Raw genomic sequence first — 24559 nt, forward strand, 5'->3', positions numbered from 1 at the left:
CATGGAACAAGAACGGATTACATCCCCTGAAGCAGACATACAAGCTGTTTCATTTTGGCAAGCTTTTCTGTTTTGGCTTAAATTAGGGTTTATTAGTTTTGGTGGCCCCGCAGGTCAAATCGCAGTCATGCACCAAGAGCTGGTGGAACAAAAGCGTTGGATTTCAGAGAAACGTTTTTTACATGCCCTGAACTATTGCATGCTCTTGCCTGGGCCAGAAGCACAACAATTAGCGACTTATATCGGTTGGTTAATGCATAGAACCGCTGGAGGTTTGGTTGCAGGCATTCTGTTTGTATTACCCTCGCTCTTTATTTTAATTGGTCTTTCATGGGTCTATGTCAAATTTGGTGATGTCCCTATTATTGCGGGACTGTTTTACGGGATTAAACCTGCCGTTGTTGCAATTGTTTTTCATGCAACACATCGAATTGGGAGTCGATCACTCAAGAATAAATTCTTATGGCTGATTGCAGCGCTTTCGTTTATTGCGATTTTTTTCTTCAATTTACCTTTTCCTTTAATCGTTTTCTCTGCTGCGATCATTGGATATCTCACCAGTAAAAAATATCCAAGCCTATTTTCTGGCGGAAATACCCATCAACAGAGTAAAAAAGATTATGGGCAGGCTTTAATTGATGATGATACGCCTACGCCCGAACATGCAATCTTTAGCTGGAAACGATTGGGCCGTATTGTGCTAATTGGTGGTCTCCTGTGGTTTCTTCCGATCCTGAGTCTAAGCTTAATGCTTGGGTGGGATCACGCTTATACTCAAATGGCTTGGTTCTTCACTAAAGCTGCCCTGCTCACCTTTGGCGGTGCCTATGCCGTATTACCTTATGTTTATCAAGGGGCTGTAAACTATTACGCTTGGTTAAGTCCGACTCAAATGATTGATGGCTTGGCATTAGGCGAAAGCACCCCCGGTCCGTTGATTATGGTGGTTGCCTTCGTTGGTTTTTTGGGTGCATTCAATCATGCATTATTAGGTTCAGAACATCTATTCTTGGCAGGAGCAATTGGAGCGACAATCGTCACTTGGTTTACCTTTCTTTTTTCCTTTGTCTTTATTCTCGCTGGCGCACCGATTATTGAATCAACGCATAATGAGCTCAAATTTACGGCACCATTAACTGCCATTACAGCAGCGGTTGTTGGCGTGATTCTGAATCTTGCGCTATTTTTTAGTTATCACGTACTCTGGCCAACAGGATTTAGTGGTTCTTTTGATCTTGTTGCTGCATTGATTGCATTTGCTGCTCTAATTGGACTGTTCTATTTTGAGTTGAAAGTGATGTATGTCCTTGCAGCTTCGGCTTTAGTCGGCTTACTTTGTTTTAGTTTTCTCTAATGTAGCTGAATTGAATGAAGGCATTCTTTTGTGGGATTTGATTGAATCAGTCCCACAATATTTTTGAGCCACTTATGTTCTTATTATGCTCTATTCAAGTTGATCATTAGGATTCACCTAAAAAACGCAGCCCCACGCCTGCAATGGTAAAAATATAGTTTGGACTGATGGCAGAATCTCCAATTTTGCTGCGGAGTTTTTTCACCAAGATTCGAAGATAATGGGTATCTTCTTCATGCGTGATGCCCCACAACTTCGTCATAATTTGTTTTTGCGTGACAATCTTCCCCTGATGACGAATTAGCAGTGCTAATAGTTGAAATTCTTTTTTGGTGAGGACAATTTCTTCCTGGGCAAACGTCACCACATGCTCAGCCACATCCACAGATAATTGACCATCATCAAATACAATGTTCTGTTCAGACTGTTGTGGTTTATTGCGAAACATCACCCGAATACGGGCACATAATTCCTGAATGCTAAACGGTTTGGTGACATAGTCGTTTGCACCTGCATCGAGCAATTTAATTTTTTGATTTTCATCAGGACGTGCAGATAACACAATCACAGGAATATCTGACCACTGTCTCATCTCGGTCAACACCTGCTGTCCTTCCATATCTGGCAAACCTAAATCTAAAATCAGTAAATCCGCACCTCGTGTTGCCAAAATTTCTAAGCCTTTCATGCCATTTTCAGCCACCTGCACCTGATAACCTTGCGCACGTAAAGCAATGTCTAAAAATTTTCGAATTTGAGGTTCATCATCAATAATTAAAATTGATGCATTCGGATAGATTGTTTGCGGCATAAAAGATCATTTAACCCTGATATAACGGTAATCGTATGCGAATTAAGGTGCCTTGACCATCTGTTCCAGCAAAAGCTTCAATACTGCCCATATGAGCGCCAATAATGGCTTTGACAATCGCAAGTCCTAAACCTGTACCTGTTTTCCCTCGATCACCGCGTTGCATGGTGTAGAACATATCAAAGATTTGCTCGCGTTCATGTTCAGGAATGCCGATCCCTTGATCGGTAATGTCAATTTGCAGACATTGTTCCTCTTGCTGAATCTTTATTTCAATCGGAACATTCTCTGGTGAAAATTTGGCAGCATTTTCCAAGACATTAAAAATGGCTTGTTCAATTAAAGCAGGATGCACATACAATTGAGGAAGTTCTTCCGCCAAAGCAACCTCAATTTTTACCTCAGGCTGATAGCGTTTAAGCCGTTGCGTTGCCGAGCCAATCAGTTCATCCACACCGATCCAAGCACGACTCAAAGTCAAACCCTGATGACCTAGTCGAGTCATATCCAACAGGTTTTGAATATAACGATCCAATCGTTCGCCCTCGATATGAATGGTGTCTAATAATTCATGGCGATCGCTTTCAGGCATCTGTTCACCATAATATTTGAGCGTATCTGCTGAACCAATCATCGCTGCTAAGGGTGAACGTAAATCATGCGATACCGAAGAAAGCAAAGCTGAACGTAGCTTTTCCGTTTCAGCCACCACACGAGAATTTTCCAACTGTAACGAGAGTTGAACCCGAGCAACAGTTTGCGCAATATCTTCAATCATCAACTCAGTTAAACGTTGCAATTCAAAACTGATGGTTTGAGCATTTTGATGAAAGCGAATCGCAATCACCCCATATTCCTTTACTAGATTCAACGGAATAAACCACCATTCAGAATTGGTCAGTGTGTTGGTAAAGCGTCCACAGGGTTTCGCATTCTTCTGCGTCCAATCTGCGGCTATTTGATCTTTTTCATTTAAAGCAGAGACATCACCCAAAGACTGATTTTCAACTTTTAACCAGACCGTCGCATTTAATGAGGTTTCTAAATGTTGTTTGGCGACGGTTAATACCTGTTCAATATCCACACAGGTCGATAGTTTTCTTTCCAATTCTTGCAACTGTAACGAGACTGAATTTGCAGCACGTAAACTCAATACCTGCGCACGTAATTGGTTGGCTAAACGCCCGACCAGTAAGGCTGAGACAATAAAAGTAATGATGGTAATCACGCCTCGTTCAGCGCTAATCATAAAGGTAAATCGAGGTTCGATAAAAAAATAATTGTAGAGTAGAAAACAGATGAATACGCTGATAATCGTAATCAACATGCGTGCGCGTATCGCAACCAATAATACAGTCACAATAAAAATTAAGGCTAAATCACTATACCCAATAAAATGATCACTGATTGCAGCCACAATCAATCCTAGCAATACAATGATAATACTTTCAAACACTTCACGTTGATTAAACACCAAGCCTTGTTCCAGCCAAGATGAATAAGCCACATTTGTCTGCAAACGCTTTTCATTATTTTTGGCTTTTAAAGGCTGAACAAAGGTGATTTCAAAAGGGTGCTGTTTCTCTAACAGTTGATCGGCAATATGATCTGAAAATAGACGCTGCCATAACGATTTTTGAGGGCTTTTACCAAGTAAAATATTCGATGCACCATAATCATAAGCTGCCTGTAAAATGGTCGATGCAATATGATTGCTATAGAGTAAATAAGTGTCTGCACCAAGCTTACGCGCTAGATTAAAAGCCTTCGTCACTGCAAAAGCTTGGGTCGTTTCAACCTTACTTTTTTGAATCGAAATGACGCTCCACGTTGCATTGCGCCTTTCCGCAATCCGATGGGCACGGCGTACCAAATCTTCAGAGAATTCAGAACCATCTATCGCCAACATGACGTGATTTTGAATCGGAATAATCTGCCCTTGCGCAACAAATTTTTCTCGATAATCAATATCAACCTGCCCTGCAACAGTTTGAATTGCCAGATCACGTAACGCTGTCAAATTCGCAGCTTTAAAAAAACCTTGTAATGCATGGGGTGCAACATCGGCGAAATAAATCTTGCCATGATTCATCCGTTCTAATAGTTCGGGAACAGGTAAATCAACCAGTCGAATATCTTTCAAACGTTTCAGTAGAGCATCAGGTACAGTTTCAGTGACCCGAATCCCCGTAATTTGAAAAACTACATCATTCAGACTTTCCAAATGCTGAATATTTAAGGTGCTATAGACATCAATGCCTGCATCCAACAACTCATTGACATCTTGCCAACGATATTCATGCCGACTATTGGGTACATTACGATGGGCCAATTCATCAACAAGCACTATTTGAGGCTTTAATTTAAGAATTTGGTCGAGATCCATCTCGTCCAACATTCGCCCCTGATATTCCACAGGCTTCCTTGGAATAACATTCAACCCTTGAATCAAACGTTCGGTATCAGATCGACCGTGGGTTTCTACGACCCCAACCACCACATGCTGCCCTTGTTGCATCAATTCATGCGCTCGGGTCAGCATGGCATAGGTTTTCCCTACACCTGGTGCTGCACCCAAGAAAATGGTCAAACGTCCAGATTGTTCACGTTGACTATGTGCCAACCATGCATCTGCTTTGTTATTACGGTCGATCTGCATAATTACGCTCTATCAACGTGTGGTCGATGACAATTGATCTAAGGCTAAATTTAGCTGTAGCACATTGACCCGCGCTTGCCGATAGACGCCGAACTGTGCAGGCTGAATTTGTTGTTGTACCAAATCACGCACTCGCTGCTCAGGTAAATGATGTTGCTGTGCCACCCGTTTCACCTGTAATAAAGCACTTTCAGGTGAAATATCAGGATCAATCCCGCTGCCCGATGCCGTTACCATCTCATTAGGCACTTGTTGCTCAGTCATCTGATTGTTTTGCGCAAACTGTGCAGTTCGTTCCTTGATCTGTTTTTGCAAATCAGGGTTTGAGATTGCTAAATTACTGCCTGCCATGCCATCGACATTGTAACTTACCGCACTTGGTCGTCCATGAAAATATTGTTCACTAACAAAGTTTTGTCCTACCAAGCTTGAACCAATAATTTTACCATTCAGTTCAATGACACTACCATTGGCTTGTTTGGGAAAGATCAACTGCGCAATGGAGACACTTGCTGTAGCGTACAACATGCCTGCAATCAAGAAACCAACTGCAATTAAACCCAGACTCGGACGTAGGACTGAATGTCCTTGACTAGATAATGCTAAGTCCTGTTGATTCAATTGCTCATGACTCAATAAAGTATTCATATCTCACTCCTAAATCCACAATGACACAACAAGGTCAATCAGCTTGATCACAATAAACGGAAAGATCACCCCACCTACACCGTAAATCAGCATATTACGGCGTAACAATTGCAACGCACTGGCAGGTTTGAATTGAACGCCTTTGAGTGCCAATGGAATCAACATTGGAATAATCAAAGCATTAAAGATCAAAGCGGAAATCACGGCACTGCTTGGACTACTAAGCTGTAAAATATTCAGTACCCCAAGTTGTGGAATCGCCACGGCAAACAATGCAGGTAAAATCACAAAATACTTAGAGACGTCATTTGCCAACGAAAAAGTGGTTAATGCTCCACGAGTAATCAATTGCTGTTTACCAATTTCAACCACATCTAGCAATTTGGTCGGATCGGAATCCAAGTCCACCATATTGCCTGCTTCTTTGGCAGCCTGAGTACCCGAATTCATGGCTAAACCAATATCAGCTTGAGCCAAGGCTGGTGCATCATTGGTACCATCACCCACCATTGCGACTAATTTTCCTGCTGCTTGCTCATTACGAATGCACGCTAATTTGTCCTCAGGTCTCGCCTCCGCAATATAGTCATCCACCCCTGCTTCAGCCGCAATCGCAGCCGCAGTCAATGGATTGTCTCCTGTGACCATAATGGTTTTGATGCCCATCTCACGTAACAGTGCAAAGCGCTCTTTAATGCCTTGTTTAATCACATCAGACAGTTCAATCACGCCTAAAATACTGTGATTTGAAGCCACTACGAGTGGTGTTGCACCTTTTGATGCCACTTGTTCGACACGAGTTTTAAGCTCAATGTTGTCCTTAATCTCTTGATGGGTAAAATGAAGAATGGCATCGACTGCACCTTTACGAATCTTTTGTCCCGTAGCCAAGTCCACACCCGATAAACGTGTTGAGGCACTAAATTGAATGAACTCAGCATCTTTCGGCTCTTGGATGCTTTCACCTAACTCTTTCCCAAGGCTGATGACCGACTTCCCTTCAGGCGTTGGATCAGCAAAAGAAGTCAGCATTGCTGCTTGGCGTAACTCACTTGGGGTTACACCTGCCAATGGATAAAAAGCCGTGGCTTGGCGGTCACCATAAGTAATCGTGCCAGTTTTATCCAACAACAACACATCAATATCACCCGCAACTTCAACCGCTTTACCTGATTTGGCTAAGACATTGGCTTTTAAAGCACGGTTCATCCCTGCAATCCCAATCGCAGGCAGCAAGCCGCCAATCGTGGTGGGAATCAAACACACCAACAGTGCAATCAGCAAGACGATGCTAATTTTGATCCCAACCATTGAACCAATAAAAGGTAAGGTTGCTACCACCACAATAAAAGTAATGGTCATGATATTCAGTAAGATACTCAGTGCGATCTCATTCGGTGTTTTCTGACGATTGGCACCTTCCACCAAGGCAATCATACGATCTAAGAAGCTATGCCCTGCCTCATTACTGACTCGAATAATAATTTCATCCGACAAAACCTTAGTTCCACCAATCACGCCTGAACGGTCGGTATTAGCTTCACGCAGTACGGGCGCAGATTCACCTGTAACCGCTGATTCATTGATGGTTGCAAAGCCTTGAATAATCTCACCATCCGCAGGAACAATTTCACCTGCTTTGACGATGACTAAATCATCCTTTTTGAGTAAGTTTGCAGAAATCACTGTCGGTATAGCATTTAAATCGAGAATACGATTTGCAGTTAAATTTTCACGCGCCTGACGTAAAGATGCTGCTTGCCCACGTCCCTTGGCTTCTGCAACCGCCTCGGCATAGTTGGCAAATAAGACCGTGACCAATAAAATCAAACTTAGGACTAAACCAAAACCTAAGCTAGTACTGCCCATCAAGGTTGCGATAATCGTTAAGATTGTTCCCACCCAGACACATGCCATCACTGGATTTTTAAAAGCGTGTTGAGGCAGCAATTTATGGAAAGTTTGCTGAATAATTTCTTTATTCAAAATATCCATGTGTTGTGTCGCATTTGAATGTTTCATTGTGCTTGCTCCACGCTTAGATTTTAATCGACAAATAGTCAGCAATTGGCCCAATCACCAACACTGGCATGAATTGCAACAAAGTCAGAATCAGCACGATTCCAATTAAAGTCAGGGCAAAGGTTGGAGACTCTATGTGTAAAGAACCTTTGCTTTCTGCTGCTTGTGGTTTGGTTGCTAAACTCACCGCGATCAAGACTGGAATGATCAACACGCTATAACGACCTGCCAATAACGCGACACTGGCACTCAGGTTCCACCATAAAGTGTTATCACCTAAACCTTCAAAACCTGAACCATTGTTGGCATAGGCAGAGACATACTCATAAAACACTTGGCTAATGCCGTGAAATGCTGGATTTGAATTGCCTGTAATGGATGGAAATGCAATGGCGATGGCCGTCAAGCCAAGAATGACTACAGGCTGTAACAGAATCACCAGTGCCAATAACTTAATTTCAGTCACTTCAACTTTTCGGCCAAACAGTTCAGGGGTACGCCCTGTCATCAGACCTGCAATAAATACCGCAAGAAATAGGTAAATAAAGAACTGTAATAGCCCACAACCAATCCCGCCCCAAATGGCATTGATCAGCATATTGCACAGTTCAACCAACCCCGTCAGTGGTGAAGCCGAGTCATGCATCATATTGACCGAGCCATTATTCACTTGTGTGGTCAAACTCCCCCACAACGCCGATGCCTCAGCACCGAAACGGACTTCCTTGCCTTCCATCAATGCAGTATTTGGAATCAGTGAAGATTTTTCAGTCCACAGGGTCAATAGCGTTGAAGACAGTGACATCAACAACATCGTGCCAAAAATCATCCACATCAGTTTTTTACGTTGAATAAAGCGCCCCACCATAAACACCGCAGAGAGTGGAATCAGTAAAATCGCGATCATTTCAATCACATTGGACAATGGTGTTGGATTTTCTAAAGGCACACTACTGTTTGGCCCATACCAGCCCCCACCATTACTACCGAGTTGTTTAATCGCCACCATCGGTGCAACGGGGCCCAGTGGAATATGTTGAGTTTTAACTTCTGTAGTTTGGTCTAAAACTTGCGCTGTAGGACCCGCAGAGAGCGTTGCAGGTACACCTTGAAAGGTCAAAAGGACAGAAAAAACTAAGCCGAGTGGAATGAAAAACCGAAATAAAGGTCGGATGATATCCATCCAATAATTACCCAGATTAATGCGATTCCATTTGTTTTGCTCTGAGTCTTCTGCTTGAGCTGATTGTAAAAATAAGGCTCTTAACATGGCGACCAATAAGGCAAGTCCAATAATTGGCGACAAATATTGTAGTCCCACAATCACCGTCATTTGCGATAAATAGGACAGTTGTGCTTGCCCTGAGTAATGCTGTTGGTTGGTATTGGTCAGGAAGGAAATGGTGGTATGTAAAGCCAGATCCCAATTCATATTTGGAATATGGTCGGGGTTTAGGGGTAACCATGCCTGTGTCATTAAAATAGTGACACTCGCCCCAAGCAATACAACATTACTCAGGACAAAAGCACCCAAATATTGCCGCCAGTTCATGCCCACTTGTTTTACGTTTAGAGCAGCATAGATTGGCTGCTCAATCCATTTAAACAAACGATCGCTCTTCATGGGTTTGGCTTGCATCACATCCGCAAGATAGTGCCCGAGCGGATAAGCCAACAATAATGAAAAGACAAATACAGTAATAAATTCCCACATAGCAAATGCCATTTAAAATAGGTCAGCATTAGTATGGAAATTAAGGGCGTAAATTCTCTATATTGAAAAAAGTAAGACGCGTAAATTTTTAAATGATTCATATAACAAATAAAAATTGACTTTAAAAAGATAACCTAAAATCTTCATTAGCCTACATAGATAAAACTTAAATTTGGCATAAGCCAGCATGTCCTATTCCGTTGTAAATGCGTACTAATTCTATTTGAATATAAATTGCCCTTTATCCCTCAATAGCAAAACAAAACATCCGCCTTTAAATTTGAAAATCTAATGTCTAAAACAGAGTAACCAAATTGCTGTGGCAGCATTTACATGTTAAAAATAAAGAACTTTATAATTTTATATATGAATCCCAATGAATAAATATATTGCTGCAACTTTCATCTGCGCAAGTTTGATCAGCCACGCGGCATTTGCCACTTCTCCACCCGCCCCAATTCAACAGCAAAAACAAATCGCAGGTTATTACCAATATCAAGCGGGTGATGTGCAAATCACGGCCCTATTAGACGGCACCAATTTCATGTCACCGAAGCTATTTCAAAATATTCCAGAAAAAGAAGTACATGATATTTTAAAGAAATACTATGCTGACCAAGCCAAAGGCATACAAACCTCGATCAATGCCTTTTTAGTCAATACAGGTCATTCACTGGTTTTGGTAGATAGTGGTGCAGCCAGCTGTTTTGGTCCACATTTGGGTTCAGTGCTCAGTAACTTAAAAGCATCTGGCTATAAACCTGAACAAGTCGATACGATTTTACTGACTCACCTCCACCCAGACCATGTTTGTGGGATCAGCCAAAATGGCGTAGCCAACTTCCCAAATGCTACAGTGTATGTCTCGAATGATGAAGCAAACTATTGGCTAAACCCGAAACAAGTCGACAAAATTCCTAAAGATAAACAAGCTGGCTATGTCGGCACTGTGGAAAAAATTAAACAAGCCATTGCACCCTATCAAGCCAAACAACGCTTCAAAACGTATCAGTTAGGCGATCAAATTCAGGACTTTAAAGTGATTAATACCGCGGGGCATACACCGGGACATTTTAGCTATGAACTAAAAACCAAAGATGAAACTGTGGTATTTATTGGTGACATTGTGCACTCACATACTGTGCAATTCGACAAACCAGAAACTGCGATTGATTATGATATCGACCCGAAAAAAGCAGTGCAAACACGCTTAAAACAATTTGCTGAATATGCTAAAGGCGGACAAACCATTGCAGCACCGCATTTACCTTTCCCGGGGGTTGGGCACATCTATTCAGCAGATGGAAAAAGTTATCAGTGGATTCCTGTGCATTTTAAGGATTAGTCTATAACAAAACACCCTCTCCGTTTAGGAGAGGGTCAGGCAGATGTAAAACTGTTACTTCATCCCAAAAATAAGTTTTAACCCAAGCAAAGTCATAACCCCACCCGCTACACGGTCAAAAATCGCTTTCGATTTTAAATAAACTTTACGTGGACCTTCTGCTGACAAAGCAACCGCGACCAATGAATACCAACCTGCATCAATAAAGAAACACAGCATAGGCAATACCACATAAAAATAGGTCGGAATGTCTTTTGGCAATAAAGCGGTGAAAATGCTCGCCAACACAATCGCAATTTTGGGATTACTCATTTGTGTAATTAAACCCAATCGGTACGCTTGTTTATAGCTCATCGGCTCCGCTGCACCATTCGTGGTTTCCATTGGCTCCTTAGCATGCTTAATAATTTTAAATGCCAGCCAAAGTAAATAAATACCACCACAGATTTTTAAAGCGAGATATGCCGAAGGCACTGCCAATAGAATGGCTTGCAAACCCATCACCGCCAATAACCCGAACAACGCTGCGCCTGTTCCTGTACCCAATGCGGTAAACAAACCGTGTTTACGCGAAATTGCAATTGAGTTTTTCGCCACATAAATAAAGGTCGGCCCGGGGCTAATTGCACCTAACATTAAAGCCAAGGTAATTGAACCTAATATAATGAGCGATTCCAAAGAGCACCTCGATGCATTGGGATAAAAAATGGGTGCATCATTTTAGACAAAATTTGCACCAAAACCTATCAAAAAATACGCTTAGTGCAATAAAAAATACTATAAATCGTATCATCAAAACGGATTGAACCCAATTAAAGGTTGTTATTTAAATACACTTGTAAAGTATTTTATTCATACTGCAAAGATAGGCTTAATTAGAGTAATTACTTAATATAATTTTAATTATCATATATTTAAAATAATACCACATGATTTCTTTATTTTAATCCAATCACTTTTTTCCCCATAAAACCTTTTTTTTAATCAAAATTTCACATTAAATTTTCACATTTCTTTCATAGTATTTTCACACGCGCAATCACATAATAAAAATATGGTTTTATTTTACTTTCCGATAAAAATGACACAAGAGGGTTTATCATGCCGAATAAAAAAACATTCGACGCCAAACAAGCACATCTCTGGATCGTTGGGGGTGGCATTGCAGGTATGGCAGCAGCAGCCTTTGCCATTCGTGATGCGCAAGTCCCTGCCCAAAACATTCATATCCTAGAAGAATTAAATATTACAGGTGGCTCCATGGATGGTGGCACAACACCTGAAGCGGCACATGCATGGGTTACACGCGGCGGCCGAATGCTCACGGATGAAACCTATTTATGTTTATGGGATTTATTTTCGAGCATTCCCTCTTTAGAAAACCCAGACATTTCTGTACGTGAAGAATGTCGTGAGTTTAATGAGCAAGTGAAAACTCACGCCAATGCACGATTAATTGATGCCCAGCACAATATTTTGGATGCGGAAAAATTAGGTTTAAGCAATTTGCATCGAGCTCAAATGCTACGCTTATTAGCATCAAAAGAAGAGCGCATTGGCAGCCGCCGTATTGATGAGTTTTTTGATGAATCTTTTTTTCAAAGTAATTTTTGGCGCATGTGGCGAACCACTTTTGCCTTTCAAAAATGGCATAGCGCGGCTGAATTAAGACGTTACTTCTTACGCTTTATTCAAGAACTGCCTCGCATTCATACTTTGGCTGGGGTAAAAAGAACCAAATATAATCAATATGATTCGATGATTCTGCCTTTACAGCGTTGGTTAGTTGAACAAGGCGTTGATGTGCGCTTTGGCAATTATGTCACCGATGCAGATTTTAGTACGGATGAAACCACGCAAGAACGTCGTGCGACTAAACTTTATGTCACATTACCTGAAGGCAAAGAAGAAATAGACCTGAAACCGCATGATCTTGCCATTTTTACCTTGGGTTCAATCACTGCCGACTCACGTTATGGCGGTAACGATGATGTTCCCGCACTCATTCGAGATCGCCAAGATCATGGCTGGCGTTTATGGGAAACGCTTTCTAAAAAAGCACCTGATTTTGGACGACCGATGAGCTTCTATGGCAATGTGGATGAACACAAGTGGGAGTCGTTCACGCTAACCATGAAAGATGATGTGCTACTAAAACGGATTGTTGACTATACAAGTAATGAACCCGGCACAGGTGCATTAATGACATGGTTTGAGTCAGGTTGGCATTTGTCGATTGTGGTTCCTGCACAACCCCACTTTGCCAATTTACCACAAGGGACTTTTACCCTATGGGGCTATGGTTTCCAAATTGACCATATGGGCGATTACATCAAAAAACCCATGTCCGAAGCCACTGGTCAAGAAATCTTAACTGAGCTAGTCAAACAATTAGGCTTTGACGACATTTTAGATCATGTTTTGGCAAGCACCGATGTGACAACAGCCATGATGCCGTATGCCTCTGCCCTATTTGCTTGCCGTAAACCGGGAGATCGTCCTTGTGTGATTCCGAAAGGGTCACAGAATTTTGCATTCTTGGGGCAATTTGTAGAAATTGAAGATGATGTGGTCTTTACTGTCGAATACTCTGTACGCGGCGCCATGCTTGCGATCTATGAATTTTTCGGCGTAGAACGAGACATCCCTGAAATCTATAATGGTTTGCTCGATCCTAAAGTTGGATTAAAGGCTTTAGAAGCGGTTTTCCACTAATCATTTAGATTAAAAAAAAGAGCGTCTTTCTGATGCTCTTTTTTCGTTTCATCTGTTTTGAATCACTCTTGCCTTCTCAAGTTCAGTGAAACTCATCAAGCTGCCTATCACACTAAGGTTGCGAATGATCGACATGAGACCTTTGGTCACGCGCAACCGACTGATAATCATGATCAGCTACAGGCACTCCCCCAATGACCATGGTTCTAACCATCGTTTGAGGTTTATTCAGCTCATCTTTTGCATCACAAGCTGTGAGCAACCCAGCCAGAATACAGATCAGTATCAAGGATATTTTGTTCATCACATCCCTCTTTTTCTTTCTTATTGTTCATTCAGCATAGCACTTTTATTTTTCCAAGCCTATCAACTTTGTTACAGCTTTTATCCATGAGCATGGCCGTTTTACAGTTTTTTTCTTTATTTAAAAAAGCATCAATTTTTCATAGATAAAACAATACGATAAGTAAATTAAATTAGAAAAACAAAAAGTGATTTACAAAATCTTACAGGACTGAATATTTACAACGGACACTTTTGTCCGTTAAATATTACAACCACCTTGCTAAAAGATATGCATTCATCATGACTATTCGCCAACAGCGTGCTGCACAAAACCGTGAAGAGTTGCTCGAAGCCGCTGTTCAGGTTTTTCGTACTCAAGGCATTAATGCGCCGTTGCAAATGGTGATTGATGCAGCCAATGTCGGGCGAGCAACTTTTTATCGTAATTTTGCTGACCGTCGTGCGTTGGTGATTGCACTCATGGAACAAGCCTTAGAACGTCTTGCAGTTCGTGCTGAAGCATTTTCTCAATATGAAGATGGTTTTATTCGTCTCATTGAAAACCATGTCTATAACTTACCGTATTTAACCGCACTAATGGAATATTGGCGGGTGATTGAGCGTGATGATCCCATCATGGTCGATATCTATGCGCGTCGCGATGCGATTTTACAGCCTTTGATTGATCAGGCTATTCAGCACGGCGTTTGTCGCCCCGATTTGACCACTCAAGATTACGCCATGATTACGGCGATTTTAAGGACTTCATTTCAGGGACTGACCGATATAGAGCAGCAACAACTTGCGCAACGTGCGATTGAGCTCTTACTCAATGGTATTCGGGCATAAAGGTCATCACTTATGACACAACCACCGCGTTTACTCGAACCTGCGCCAAACTGGACAGCTGAAGAAAAGCCAACTCTGCCCGGCTCTCCTGCCGTAATTGCTCACTCCAATACCAAACGTATTCTATATTTTTGTATTGGCTTATTTGTCGCACTGTCTGCAAGCCTCAGTAACGGTTTCATTACTGCGAATTTGCCCTTAATTCAGGGTGAATATGGACTCACTCCTTCTGAAGTGGCTTGGATTCCTGCGGCTTATGTCATGGCAAACGTCAGTTCTAACCTGATTTTGTTTAAAGCCCGCCAACAATACGGTTTACGTCTATTTTCTGAAATTGGCCTACTGATTTTTATTGCGGTTTTGGTTTTACACGTCTTTGTACATACCTTTGAAATGGCGGTATTGGTACGTTTTATTAGCGGCATGGTCGCAGCACCTCTCAGCTCTTTAGGTATGTATTACATTATGCAGGCCTTTAAGCGGGAAAATTTTGGTCGCAGTATCTATTTGGCTTTAGGCTTCCAACAACTCGGTATTCCCTTGGCATGGATCATTTCTCCATACCTCATTGATGTGAATAACTGGAATGTCCTGTATACCTTTGAAATTGGTTTAGCGCTCTGTTGTTTTGCCATGGTCGTTGCGCTGAAACTCCCGCGCAGCTTACGTGTCGCTGTTTTTGAAAAGCAGGACTTTTTCACCTTTGCCCTGCTCGCACCCGGCTTTGCCTTTTTGTGTATTGTACTGACCCAAGGGCCTATCTTGTGGTGGTTTGAAGTGAAGTGGTTGGCTTATTTGCTGATCGCAGGATTCAGCCTGATTGTGATTGGTTTGGTCTACGAGCATTATCGGGTCAATCCACTGATTATGACGCGTTGGCTAGGTGCAGCATCCACTATTCGCTTTATCATCGGTGCTTTTGCTATTCGCTTTTTAATGTCCGAGCAAAGCTATGCCGCAGTCAATTTCTTAAAAACTATGGGTATGGGCCCTGATCAATTTGTGCCGCTCTATGTGGTGATCTTTTTAGGCATTGTGTCTGGAACCTTATTTAGTGCGATCACCTTTTCACGTGAACGGATTATTTGGCACTTACTATTAGCAGAAGCTTTGGTATTGATTGCTTGCGGGTTGGATTTCCACCTCACCAGCGATATTCGCCCTTCCAACTTCTACGGCAGTCAGTTTTTGGTGGGCTTTGCCAGTGGAGTATTTATTGGTCCATTGCTGGTTACAGGAATTTTAAGCGCCATGCAAAAAGGCCCCACCCATATTGTCACGTTTATTGTTTTATTTTCAGCGACCCAAACTTTTGGTGGCTTAGTCGGTTCATCCTTTTATTCCACCTATCAACAAGTCCGCACCCAGAACTATCGTGCCGAAATGATTCAACAACTGCCCGAAACCAATCCGTTGATTGCACAGCGCCTTTTAGCGTATCAGCAAAGTTCGCATAGTTACACGCTCGATCAGCAGTTAGAGCAGCAACAAGCCTTAAAAAATTTAAATCAAGTGGTGACTCGAGAAGCCCAAGTACGTGCCTATAACGACGTGATTAGCCTAAATGGCGTTGTTGCGATGCTGCTATTGCTGTGGGGCACATTCCTGATTGCACGGAATCAATACCAACTGCGACAACAAGCGAAAATCGGTCCTACCTAATGTCACCGCTCCCTATTTATTGAGAAATTGTTATGTCTGAAGATCAAAAACCAGCAGCTCCTGCTGAAACAACCGCAACGTCTGAAGATGCCTCTCAGCCTGAACAGCCAGCGGCAGCGACAACAGCGATTACACCGCCTTCAAGCAAACTGATTCCAACAGCAAAACGTACCTTGATTTTGATGTTTTTAGTACTGATCGTCGGTATCGGGATCATTTTATGGGCATGGAAAATTGGACCTTTTGACAGTGCAGTTGAGTCCACTGACAACAGCTATGTCAAAGGCAAAACCACGGTACTTTCTTCACAAATTAACGGCTACGTGAAAGATGTATTGGTCAGTGATTTTGATCATGTCAAAAAAGGACAGGTATTGATGCATATTGATGCCACCACCTATGACCAAAAAGTCACGCAGGCTGAAGCTGGCGTGGATCAGGCGCAAAATAACCTATCGAATCAAACGCAAAGTATAGCTCAGCGTAAAGCCGATATTGTTGCGGCAGAAGCCAAAGTCGAACAAGCTCGAGCAGCCTATCAATTGTCACAAGCACAACAGCAGCGCTATCAACAGTTGGGCGACACAGGTGCAACGTCTAAATCAGAACAAGACAAAGCAGTTGCCGACACGCAAAATAATTTAGCCTTATTGCAACAGGCGCAAGCCAATGTATTGGTGGCAAAAGAAGCGCTCAAAACCGCACAAGTGGCTGAAACAGGACTCAAAGCACAAGTGACCAATGCTGCGGCACAACTGGATCAAGCTCAAACTACCAAAAATTACAGTAGCATTATTGCCCCGATGGATGGACAACTAGGTGAAGTCAATCCACGTGTAGGACAATATGTAGCAGCAGGCACACAATTGCTCTATCTGATTCCGCAGCAAACTTGGGTCACTGCGAACTTTAAAGAAACTCAAATTGCTAACATGAAAATTGGGCAAAAAGCATGGTTTACGGTGGATGCTTTAAATCATCAAAAATTTACAGGTCATGTGGAACAAATTTCCCCTGCCGCAGGTTCAGAGTTCAGTGTGCTTAAAGCCGATAATGCTACGGGCAACTTTACCAAAGTGGTACAACGTATTGCTGTACGGATTGCAATTGATCCGAATCAAACAGACATAGAAAATTTACGTCCCGGCATGTCGGTGATTAGTTCGGTCGATACCCACTCTGCACAGCGTTAATTCTGTGCAGAAACCACGACTTTTCACTTACACTATGCCTTGAGCCCAATTGATAAAAATCCTATGTTTAACCAGATTGCCCAAACCATTCCTTATCAGCAGATTACTGTCGAAGGATTTGAGATCAGCATCAAACGTTTAGACCTAGTCCATCCGCAAATCTCAGGCAATAAGTTTTTTAAACTCAAATACAATCTGTTAGCGGCACAGCAACAAGGCTATAAAAAACTGCTGACCTTCGGTGGCGCTTATTCCAATCATATTGCCGCAACGGCTTATGCAGCACAGTTATTTGGTTTTGAGAGTCTGGGCATTATTCGAGGTGAAGAGCTGGCCAGCAAACCCTTAAACCCCACTCTAAATACGGCGCAACAATTTGGTATGCAGTTGCAGTTTGTAACGCGTGAAACCTATCGGCAAAAGCAAAGCCCAGCCTACTTAGCACAGTTACAACAAGATTACCCTGACTATTATGTGATTCCTGAAGGAGGGACAAATCCCCTTGCCATTCAAGGCTGCACAGAAATTCTCTCTGATATGGATCGACAAAATTTCGATCTGATTTGCTGCGCAGTCGGTACAGGTGGCACCATTGCAGGCCTCATTGAAGCCAGTACTTCACAACAGCAAATTTTGGGCTTCTCCGCGCTAAAAGGCGATTTTCTTACAGCAGAAGTGCAGCAACTCACCCAAAAACATAATTGGCAAATTACCGATCAATATTGTTGTGGCGGTTATGCCAAAACTACGCCTGAACTACTGCAATTTATTCAAGACTTTGAGCAGCAATATGACATTCCATTGGAACAAATTTACACAGGCAAAATGCTATTGGGCTTAACCGATTTAATTCAACAAGGGATATTTCCAGTAGATCATCGTATTTTGGTGATTCATTCAGGTGGGTTACAAGGTCGTTTAGCCGCACTTTAGATAGTCCTGAAAAAGCAAAAAAGATGGTCTATAATGCCCTGCTTTATTCTCCCGCGAGTGTGTCATGTCCACAAATCAATATGATGTCTTAGTTTTAGGTGCTGGTGCATCTGGCTTAATGACAGCCTATATGGCAGCTCAGCGTGGACGTAAAGTCGTAGTGGTAGAAAAAGCCAATAAAGTCGGCAAAAAAATTCTTATGTCGGGTGGTGGTAAATGTAACTTTACCAACCTTTATGTCGAGCCAAGCAACTTTATTTCACATAATCCGCACTTTGTAATTTCAGCCCTGACCCGCTATACCAATTGGGATTTTATAGGCCTAGTTTGTGAATACGGCATTGAATATGAAGAACGTAAACATGGTCAGCTTTTCACCCTAAAAGGTGCCAAAGAAATTTTAGCTATGCTGTTGAGCGAGTGTGAAAAAACAGGTTTGGTCGATATTAAAACCAATTGTGAAGTGAAAGCCATCACTGCACTTGATCAGCAAGGTTTTCAAATTGCCACGACACTGGGTTATTTTGAAGCTGAATCTGTCGTGGTTGCATCAGGTGGTTTATCCATTCCAACTTTAGGCGGTTCTGGCATTGGTTATGAAATTGCGAAACAATTTGGTCATCATGTATATCCAACTCGCGCAGGTTTAGTGCCTTTTACCTTCTCGGATAGTTTTAAAGAAGTGACCACTCGCCTAAGTGGCAACGCGGTCGATGCAACTTTATCAAATGACTTAAACGCTTTCACCGAAGCCCTTTTATTTACTCATCGTGGGCTCAGCGGGCCAAGCTCGCTACAACTATCGAATTATTGGGATGTGGGACAAAGTTTCAAAATTGACTTTCTACCAAGCGTAGATTTGCACGATTACTTAAAAGCCAAGAAACACAGTCAACCTAAAGCGTTACTTCGTACTTTACTGGGTGAACATTTCCCTAAAAGTGTAGTGGTTGAACTACAAAACCTCATTTGGCCTGAACTGGCTGAAACAGCAATTGGTCAGCTTTCTGATGAAAAACTCGAACACATTGCAACGCGCTTGCATGCGTTTGAAGTCAAACCATCAGGAACAGAAGGCTACCGTACTGCTGAGGTGACTTTAGGTGGCGTAGATACCACTGAAGTTTCATCGAAAACCATGGAAAGTAAAAAGCAAAAAGGTCTGTACTTTGTCGGTGAAATATTGGATGTCACAGGACATTTGGGCGGTTTTAACTTTCAATGGGCATGGTCATCTGCACATGCTGCTTCGGAATATGTCTAATCGTTTTATATAAAAAACAGGCAGTGTAAATTTGCACTGCCTGTTTTCATTAGACCCAGCCTATCATCAATAGACTGAAATCTCATCCGTTACTCTAAATAATCAGTACGCAGTAAATGTACTTGCGGATTGGCATGCACACGCTGAATAGCTTTTTGCATTTGATCTAAACTTTGTTGTGTATCGGTCACTACATTCAAACGGGTCAATAAAAATTTTAACATTGGAATTCCCTTCATTTTATCTTTTTAGTTCTAAATCTAATTCAGAAATATGTCAGCCGTATTAAACTAAATACTAAATGATGCTGAACATTTTCTATCAATAACACAATCAAATTTAAAATGCGACTCTCTCAGCATAAAGTATTAGAATTCCTGTTTTGTCGAATCCTCTGCTTCATTGGCATTGGAATGCGCCGATTGCTGTGCAAAAATAAATTTATAAGCACTCACTAAAAATCCAAAGGTAATTCCCGCAATAATGATTGGGGCAATGATCTTATTCGGTACTTTATTCTTCATCCTCTTTCCTCATTTACAAGATCGATCAGTCTAAGCATGATCGATCTCGACAAAATTCAACACGTTATTTCGGGTCATCTTTTGGCTGAATATCAATATTCCCTTCAGCTTCACCTGTAGAACCATACGGGTTATTTAAAGGTTTATGCTCAGGGTCGACCAGTAGATCATCTGGTACAACCTGATCCGTAGATGATGTTGCAGAGGGTTGTTGCTTGACCTGAGTAGATGCCATTGGGTTTGATGTTTTCGGTTGTGGATTGGGTTGCTTCGCCTGCTTTTTCGCACAATCAATCAATTCAGTCAAAATTCGCTCCGCAGGTTGACGTCCCCCAAGACCAAAGGCAAGGGCAAATGCGACGGCGACAGCGCCCAAGGTTAAACCAAAAGCCAAGTTCACAATCGAATCAGCGATTCCCATCGCTCTTAAGCCCATAGCAATGACTAATCCCATAATGAGCACACGGACCAAATTGGCTAACCAAAGCGAACTCTGATATTCACCGCGTTGTACGATATTTGCCACCAAGTTTGCCAACCAAAATCCAATCACTAGAATAACTGCACCTAATAGAATATTGGCACCAAACTGAATAAACATGGAAATCAGTAGGCTGACTTGCTCTAAACCCAAACGATTGGCTGCTTCTGATACTGCAAACAACATAGTAAAAAATACAATGAAATAACCCACCACGCATGAAATTTTTGTGGTGCCTAAAAAGCGCTGTAAGTCGAGTTTGGCAGGAATGTCATCAACACCTGTCCCAGAGACGATATCTACCACCAAATTTGCCACAAACCGCGAAACCACATAGGCAATAATCAGAATTAGCCCAGCTGCAATAATTTGCGGAATTGCATTCATAATTTCGTACAACATGGCAGTAGCAGGTTGTGAAATTGAATCAATACCCAAGGCTTCAAATGCGATAATTAAGGCGGTAATAATAATAATTGCAAATACAAATGAGCCCAATACATGCGCTAAATTCGAGTTCTTAAACAGTCCGATTTTTTGTGCTTGCTTCTGTAAATCTAAGCCTTGCACCAATCCTTCAAGAATGCCTCGAACAATTTTTGCCAAAATATAGCCAACAAATACAATCACGATGGCAATAAATAAATTAGGTAGATATGAAATGGCTTCATTCAGCATATTTTGAATTGGGAACAGCAAACCATTTAAACCTAAAATCGAAAGAACAATCGGTAAAAATAATAATAAAATCAGCCAGTAAACGATCTCACTGATATTTTGGCTAATGGGACTAACCCCCACATCTTCACTCAGTTTTTCATCGAGCTGAGTTCGATCCAGTAATTTCTTCAGTCCAACTTTCACCAAGTTGGCAAAAATCCAACCAATAAAAGCAACCGCTGCTGCGGCCAAAAGCTGTGGAATAAACAACAAGAACTGTTGGATCATATTACTGAATGGACCACTCACACTGGTCAGATTCAAGACATTCAGTGCTCCAATCACGGCGATCAGCAGCACAATCCAAAAGACTATTCTAGACACGATGTTTTCAATATTGGAACGATGTCCCGTTGCACCAGAAAGCTTTTCATTGGTGCCTAATTTAGATAATACTTTTTTTACCGCGGCGGCAATGACTAAAGCAATCACCCAACCAATGAGCAAAATAGCGACAGCAGATAAAATCGGATGCAATTGATCCCAATAATACATCCCATTCATTTCAGGGGTTCTCATTCCCCCTTCAAAAAATTCATTCATGTCTATTCCCTCTTCTTATTTCTGTTAATGACTGACGCCATTAGGAGCTTGATTGTTGTATTCATAAAAAGCATGGAGGTACTTCATCACATTAGGATTTGTATTTTTTTTAATCAACAAGCATATGCAGAATTACAACAAAAGGGCACATTCCAATAGCAAAAAAGCTCTGGCTTATTGAGCCAGAGCTTTTATTTTATAGACAGCATTCCGTTAAATTATTCGTTTCAACTCAAGCGAACCCACCCTGAATTATTGCATCGAACCCCGTCTTCAAGCATTGCTTCAAAGACATTCCCCGTTGCACATTCTTAACTTGGCGTTCCGCTTGAGAGCATATACACCACAAGTGCCAAGAAAAAAATACCGACTAAGATTAGCATGTACACTGGTAAGCGTTTTTTTTGTCTTATTTCTTCAGCACTCGTGACATGAGGCGGTTTATTGAAATCATGTACCATGTTCCCCTCACTCAATTCATCCCTTGTTGAATTTTTATACTAACAACAAAAAGTATGAAATTGTGTGACAAAGCATTATGTGATCGTGAGCGCTTGTAAATTACCTCTAGAACGAGCAGCTTAGCTTTTATTTTGGCTTAGCATCACGTCGCTCTTTTAGAAAATCCCATGCAGTAATTGTGACTGCCCCTGTTCAATGGTCATTTCATGTTCATCCTTTAAATTCACACCAGAAAATTGTAATTGTTTGGACTTAGACATCAGGGCAATCAGGCGTTGTACCGCCGTCACTTCATCCAAGCCTGCTGGGCGCACATTAGAAATACAATTACGCATAGCATCATGGCAACCTTTTTGAGCTTGCCAAGTGTAATAAATACCCATGCTATCAGGGGAACTCAAACCCGGACGCTCGCCAATTAACATGACTAACATCTGCGCATTTAAGATTTGCGCGATTTCATCCCCCAAAGCTACTCGACTTCCTGTTGCAACAACGATGGGAGCCACAGACCAACCTTGCTGGGCACAGGCATCGAACATTTTCGTGATAAAACTGGCTGCATTGTCTTCAATGGCACGTGCCGATAAGCCATCACCTGCCACAATTAACACATCATATTGCTGTTGCACAGATTGCATTGCTGTGAGCATTTGCCGTGAAGTCTCAGAAAGTTCCCGCCCTAAATCAGGACGTTTCAAATAAGTATCTTTATCGACTGCACAACTGCTGACTTGCACAAAAGGAATGGTCTGCTGCTTAAGTTGCTGGCTTAACAATTCAAGATCAAGCGGCTTTAATACGGCATCTTTGGCTTGAGCATGGGCCAATTGAAATTCTAATAGTGGACGAGTCGGAAGGCTTCCACCTGTTCGCCCCAAAGCAATTCGGGCATCGGTAAACTGTTTCAGTTGTTCCCAACGGTTTTGTTCAAATTGCTGCGGATACTGCACATCATAATGTAGTTTCATCCATATCTCCCCGAACTATGACATCAGCAAACGTGAGAACTTTTCTGGCATGTGCTGTGGCCATTCCAGCTTTGAACACTGCTGTTTTAAAATACCCTGCTGCTCCAACCAATTGGCAAATTCAGGTGCTGGCGCAAGTCCTAAAAGCTGACGAATGTATAAAGCATCATGGAACGATGTGGTTTGATAGTTCAACATCACATCATCCGAACCTGGAATGCCCATAATAAAATTAATGCCTGCATTGGCTAATAAAGTGAGCAAGATATCCATGTCATCCTGATCTGCATCGGCATGGTTGGTATAGCAAATATCGCAGCCCATCGGGACGCCCAGCAATTTTCCACAGAAGTGATCTTCCAAGCCCGCACGAATAATCTGTTTACCGTTATATAAATATTCAGGGCCGATAAACCCCACCACAGTATTCACTAAAAATGGCTTGTACTTGCGCGCCACTGCATAGGCTCTGGCTTCAATAGTTTGTTGATCTACCCCATGATGGGTTTGACTTGAAAGCGCACTGCCCTGACCCGTTTCAAAGTACATGACATTTTGCCCTACAGTTCCCCGCTTCAAGCTCAATGCCGCGTCATAGCCTTCTTGGAGTAACGCTAAATTAATCCCAAAGGCGCTATTGGCTTGCTCTGTTCCTGCAATCGACTGAAACATCAAATCAATTGGCACATTTTTATTGGCCAGTTGAATACCTGAACTTACATGCGTCAGTACGCAAGATTGGGTTGGAATCTCGTATTCGTGAATAATGTAATCTAGCAGCTTTAATAATTCTGACAGGTTTTGCAGGTTATCAGTCGCAGGATTAATCCCAATCACCGCATCCCCATTACCATACATCAGACCATCCAAAATACTGGCAGAAATCCCTAAAACATCATCGGTGGGATGATTGGGTTGTAAGCGTGTCGACAAATGCCCTTCTAAGCCAATAGTGTTGCGAAACTGGGTAATCACACGGCATTTTTTTGCCACCAGAATTAAATCCTGATTACGCATAATCTTGCTCACGGCAGCCACCATTTCTGGCGTTAACCCAGCTTGTAGTGCAGTCAATTTTTCCGTAGTAGCATCGGCACTCAGTAACCAATTACGCAAGTCACCTACTGTAAAATGCGAAATTGGATAGAATGCATCGGCATCATGTTCATCTAAAATCAGACGGGTCACTTCGTCCTGTTCATACGGAATCAGTGCTTCATTCAAAAACTGTTTTAAAGGTACATCTGCCAAACACATTTGTGCCGCCACACGCTCTGTTGCATTCTGTGCTGCAATACCCGCAAGCTGATCTCCTGAACGCTCAGGCGTAGCCTTTGCCATCAGCGTTTTTAAATCTGAAAAAACATAATGTTGATGAGCAACATCTATCCGATAAATCACGGC

At 42.0% G+C, this 24559-nt stretch carries 20 protein-coding genes; 8 read left to right on the forward strand and 12 right to left on the reverse strand.

What is annotated here, in order from left to right:
* Window position 1: 1 nt before the first annotated feature.
* Window positions 2–1354, forward strand: coding sequence for a chromate efflux transporter (gene chrA / locus E0H87_RS08285; RefSeq protein ID WP_131323148.1), 1353 nt, complete (start codon window positions 2–4; stop codon window positions 1352–1354).
* Between the two features lie 106 nt (window positions 1355–1460).
* Here chrA and E0H87_RS08290 read toward each other — a convergent pair whose 3' ends face one another.
* The 5 genes from E0H87_RS08290 to kdpA are packed head-to-tail and all read right to left on the reverse strand — an operon-like array spanning window position 1461 to window position 9208.
* A complete protein-coding gene (locus tag E0H87_RS08290) occupies window positions 1461–2165 on the reverse strand; it encodes a response regulator (protein WP_131323149.1) in 705 nt (234 codons plus the stop codon).
* Window positions 2166–2175: 10 nt separating this feature from the next.
* Window positions 2176–4824: a sensor histidine kinase gene (locus E0H87_RS08295; RefSeq protein ID WP_131323150.1), complete on the reverse strand. Its 2649-nt coding sequence runs from the start codon at window positions 4822–4824 to the stop codon at window positions 2176–2178.
* Window positions 4825–4836: 12 nt separating this feature from the next.
* Window positions 4837–5472 (reverse strand): potassium-transporting ATPase subunit KdpC, encoded by a 636-nt coding sequence (gene kdpC / locus E0H87_RS08300; protein WP_131323151.1) that lies wholly within the window; start codon window positions 5470–5472, stop codon window positions 4837–4839.
* A gap of 9 nt (window positions 5473–5481) precedes the next feature.
* Window positions 5482–7494 carry a potassium-transporting ATPase subunit KdpB gene (kdpB, locus tag E0H87_RS08305; RefSeq protein WP_131323152.1) on the reverse strand — a complete coding sequence of 671 codons (2013 nt, stop codon included), beginning with the start codon at window positions 7492–7494 and terminating at the stop codon, window positions 5482–5484.
* A gap of 16 nt (window positions 7495–7510) precedes the next feature.
* Entirely contained in the window at window positions 7511–9208 is a 1698-nt protein-coding gene (gene kdpA / locus E0H87_RS08310; protein ID WP_131323153.1) for a potassium-transporting ATPase subunit KdpA, read from the reverse strand.
* Window positions 9209–9584: 376 nt separating this feature from the next.
* Between kdpA and E0H87_RS08315 the strand changes: the two genes are divergently transcribed.
* Window positions 9585–10553 carry an MBL fold metallo-hydrolase gene (locus tag E0H87_RS08315; protein ID WP_131323154.1) on the forward strand — a complete coding sequence of 323 codons (969 nt, stop codon included), beginning with the start codon at window positions 9585–9587 and terminating at the stop codon, window positions 10551–10553.
* Window positions 10554–10607: 54 nt separating this feature from the next.
* On the opposite strand, the gene E0H87_RS08320 is transcribed toward E0H87_RS08315, so the two are convergent.
* Window positions 10608–11189 (reverse strand): LysE family translocator, encoded by a 582-nt coding sequence (locus E0H87_RS08320; protein WP_171458362.1) that lies wholly within the window; start codon window positions 11187–11189, stop codon window positions 10608–10610.
* Window positions 11190–11654: 465 nt separating this feature from the next.
* Here E0H87_RS08320 and E0H87_RS08325 point away from each other — a divergent pair, with 465 nt between their 5' ends.
* Window positions 11655–13268: an oleate hydratase gene (locus E0H87_RS08325; protein ID WP_131323156.1), complete on the forward strand. Its 1614-nt coding sequence runs from the start codon at window positions 11655–11657 to the stop codon at window positions 13266–13268.
* Between the two features lie 112 nt (window positions 13269–13380).
* Here the strand turns inward: E0H87_RS08325 and E0H87_RS08330 are convergent, their stop codons facing one another.
* Window positions 13381–13572, reverse strand: a complete 192-nt coding sequence (locus E0H87_RS08330) for an NF038215 family lipoprotein (RefSeq protein ID WP_131323157.1) — start codon at window positions 13570–13572, stop codon at window positions 13381–13383.
* Window positions 13573–13853: 281 nt separating this feature from the next.
* Between E0H87_RS08330 and E0H87_RS08335 the strand changes: the two genes are divergently transcribed.
* The 5 genes from E0H87_RS08335 to E0H87_RS08355 all read left to right on the forward strand — a co-directional run bounded on the left by E0H87_RS08335 (window position 13854) and on the right by E0H87_RS08355 (window position 19454).
* Complete coding sequence (locus E0H87_RS08335; protein WP_131323158.1) at window positions 13854–14402, forward strand: TetR/AcrR family transcriptional regulator; 549 nt, start codon at window positions 13854–13856, stop codon at window positions 14400–14402.
* Between the two features lie 12 nt (window positions 14403–14414).
* Window positions 14415–16064 (forward strand): MFS transporter, encoded by a 1650-nt coding sequence (locus E0H87_RS08340; RefSeq protein ID WP_131323159.1) that lies wholly within the window; start codon window positions 14415–14417, stop codon window positions 16062–16064.
* Between the two features lie 32 nt (window positions 16065–16096).
* Window positions 16097–17257, forward strand: a complete 1161-nt coding sequence (locus tag E0H87_RS08345) for an HlyD family secretion protein (RefSeq protein ID WP_131323160.1) — start codon at window positions 16097–16099, stop codon at window positions 17255–17257.
* Window positions 17258–17320: 63 nt separating this feature from the next.
* Window positions 17321–18190, forward strand: a complete 870-nt coding sequence (locus E0H87_RS08350) for a 1-aminocyclopropane-1-carboxylate deaminase/D-cysteine desulfhydrase (protein ID WP_131323161.1) — start codon at window positions 17321–17323, stop codon at window positions 18188–18190.
* Between the two features lie 64 nt (window positions 18191–18254).
* Entirely contained in the window at window positions 18255–19454 is a 1200-nt protein-coding gene (locus E0H87_RS08355; protein WP_131323162.1) for an NAD(P)/FAD-dependent oxidoreductase, read from the forward strand.
* A gap of 89 nt (window positions 19455–19543) precedes the next feature.
* On the opposite strand, the gene E0H87_RS16235 is transcribed toward E0H87_RS08355, so the two are convergent.
* The 5 genes from E0H87_RS16235 to E0H87_RS08370 form a co-directional block, all read right to left on the reverse strand.
* On the reverse strand, window positions 19544–19678 hold the full coding sequence (locus E0H87_RS16235; RefSeq protein WP_264757384.1) for a hypothetical protein: 135 nt from the start codon (window positions 19676–19678) through the stop codon (window positions 19544–19546).
* Window positions 19679–19822: 144 nt separating this feature from the next.
* Entirely contained in the window at window positions 19823–19978 is a 156-nt protein-coding gene (locus tag E0H87_RS16055) for a hypothetical protein (protein ID WP_165493949.1), read from the reverse strand.
* A gap of 64 nt (window positions 19979–20042) precedes the next feature.
* Window positions 20043–21722 (reverse strand): mechanosensitive ion channel, encoded by a 1680-nt coding sequence (locus tag E0H87_RS08360; RefSeq protein WP_131323163.1) that lies wholly within the window; start codon window positions 21720–21722, stop codon window positions 20043–20045.
* A gap of 617 nt (window positions 21723–22339) precedes the next feature.
* The gene (gene eutC / locus E0H87_RS08365; protein WP_131323164.1) at window positions 22340–23155 is read right to left on the reverse strand and encodes an ethanolamine ammonia-lyase subunit EutC; all 816 of its coding nucleotides are present in this window, start codon (window positions 23153–23155) and stop codon (window positions 22340–22342) included.
* Between the two features lie 15 nt (window positions 23156–23170).
* The gene (locus E0H87_RS08370) at window positions 23171–24556 is read right to left on the reverse strand and encodes an ethanolamine ammonia-lyase subunit EutB (protein ID WP_131323165.1); all 1386 of its coding nucleotides are present in this window, start codon (window positions 24554–24556) and stop codon (window positions 23171–23173) included.
* Window positions 24557–24559 lie beyond the last annotated feature (3 nt).

It is taken from the genome of Acinetobacter sp. ANC 4178 (assembly GCF_004331175.1).
Lineage (GTDB): Bacteria > Pseudomonadota > Gammaproteobacteria > Pseudomonadales > Moraxellaceae > Acinetobacter.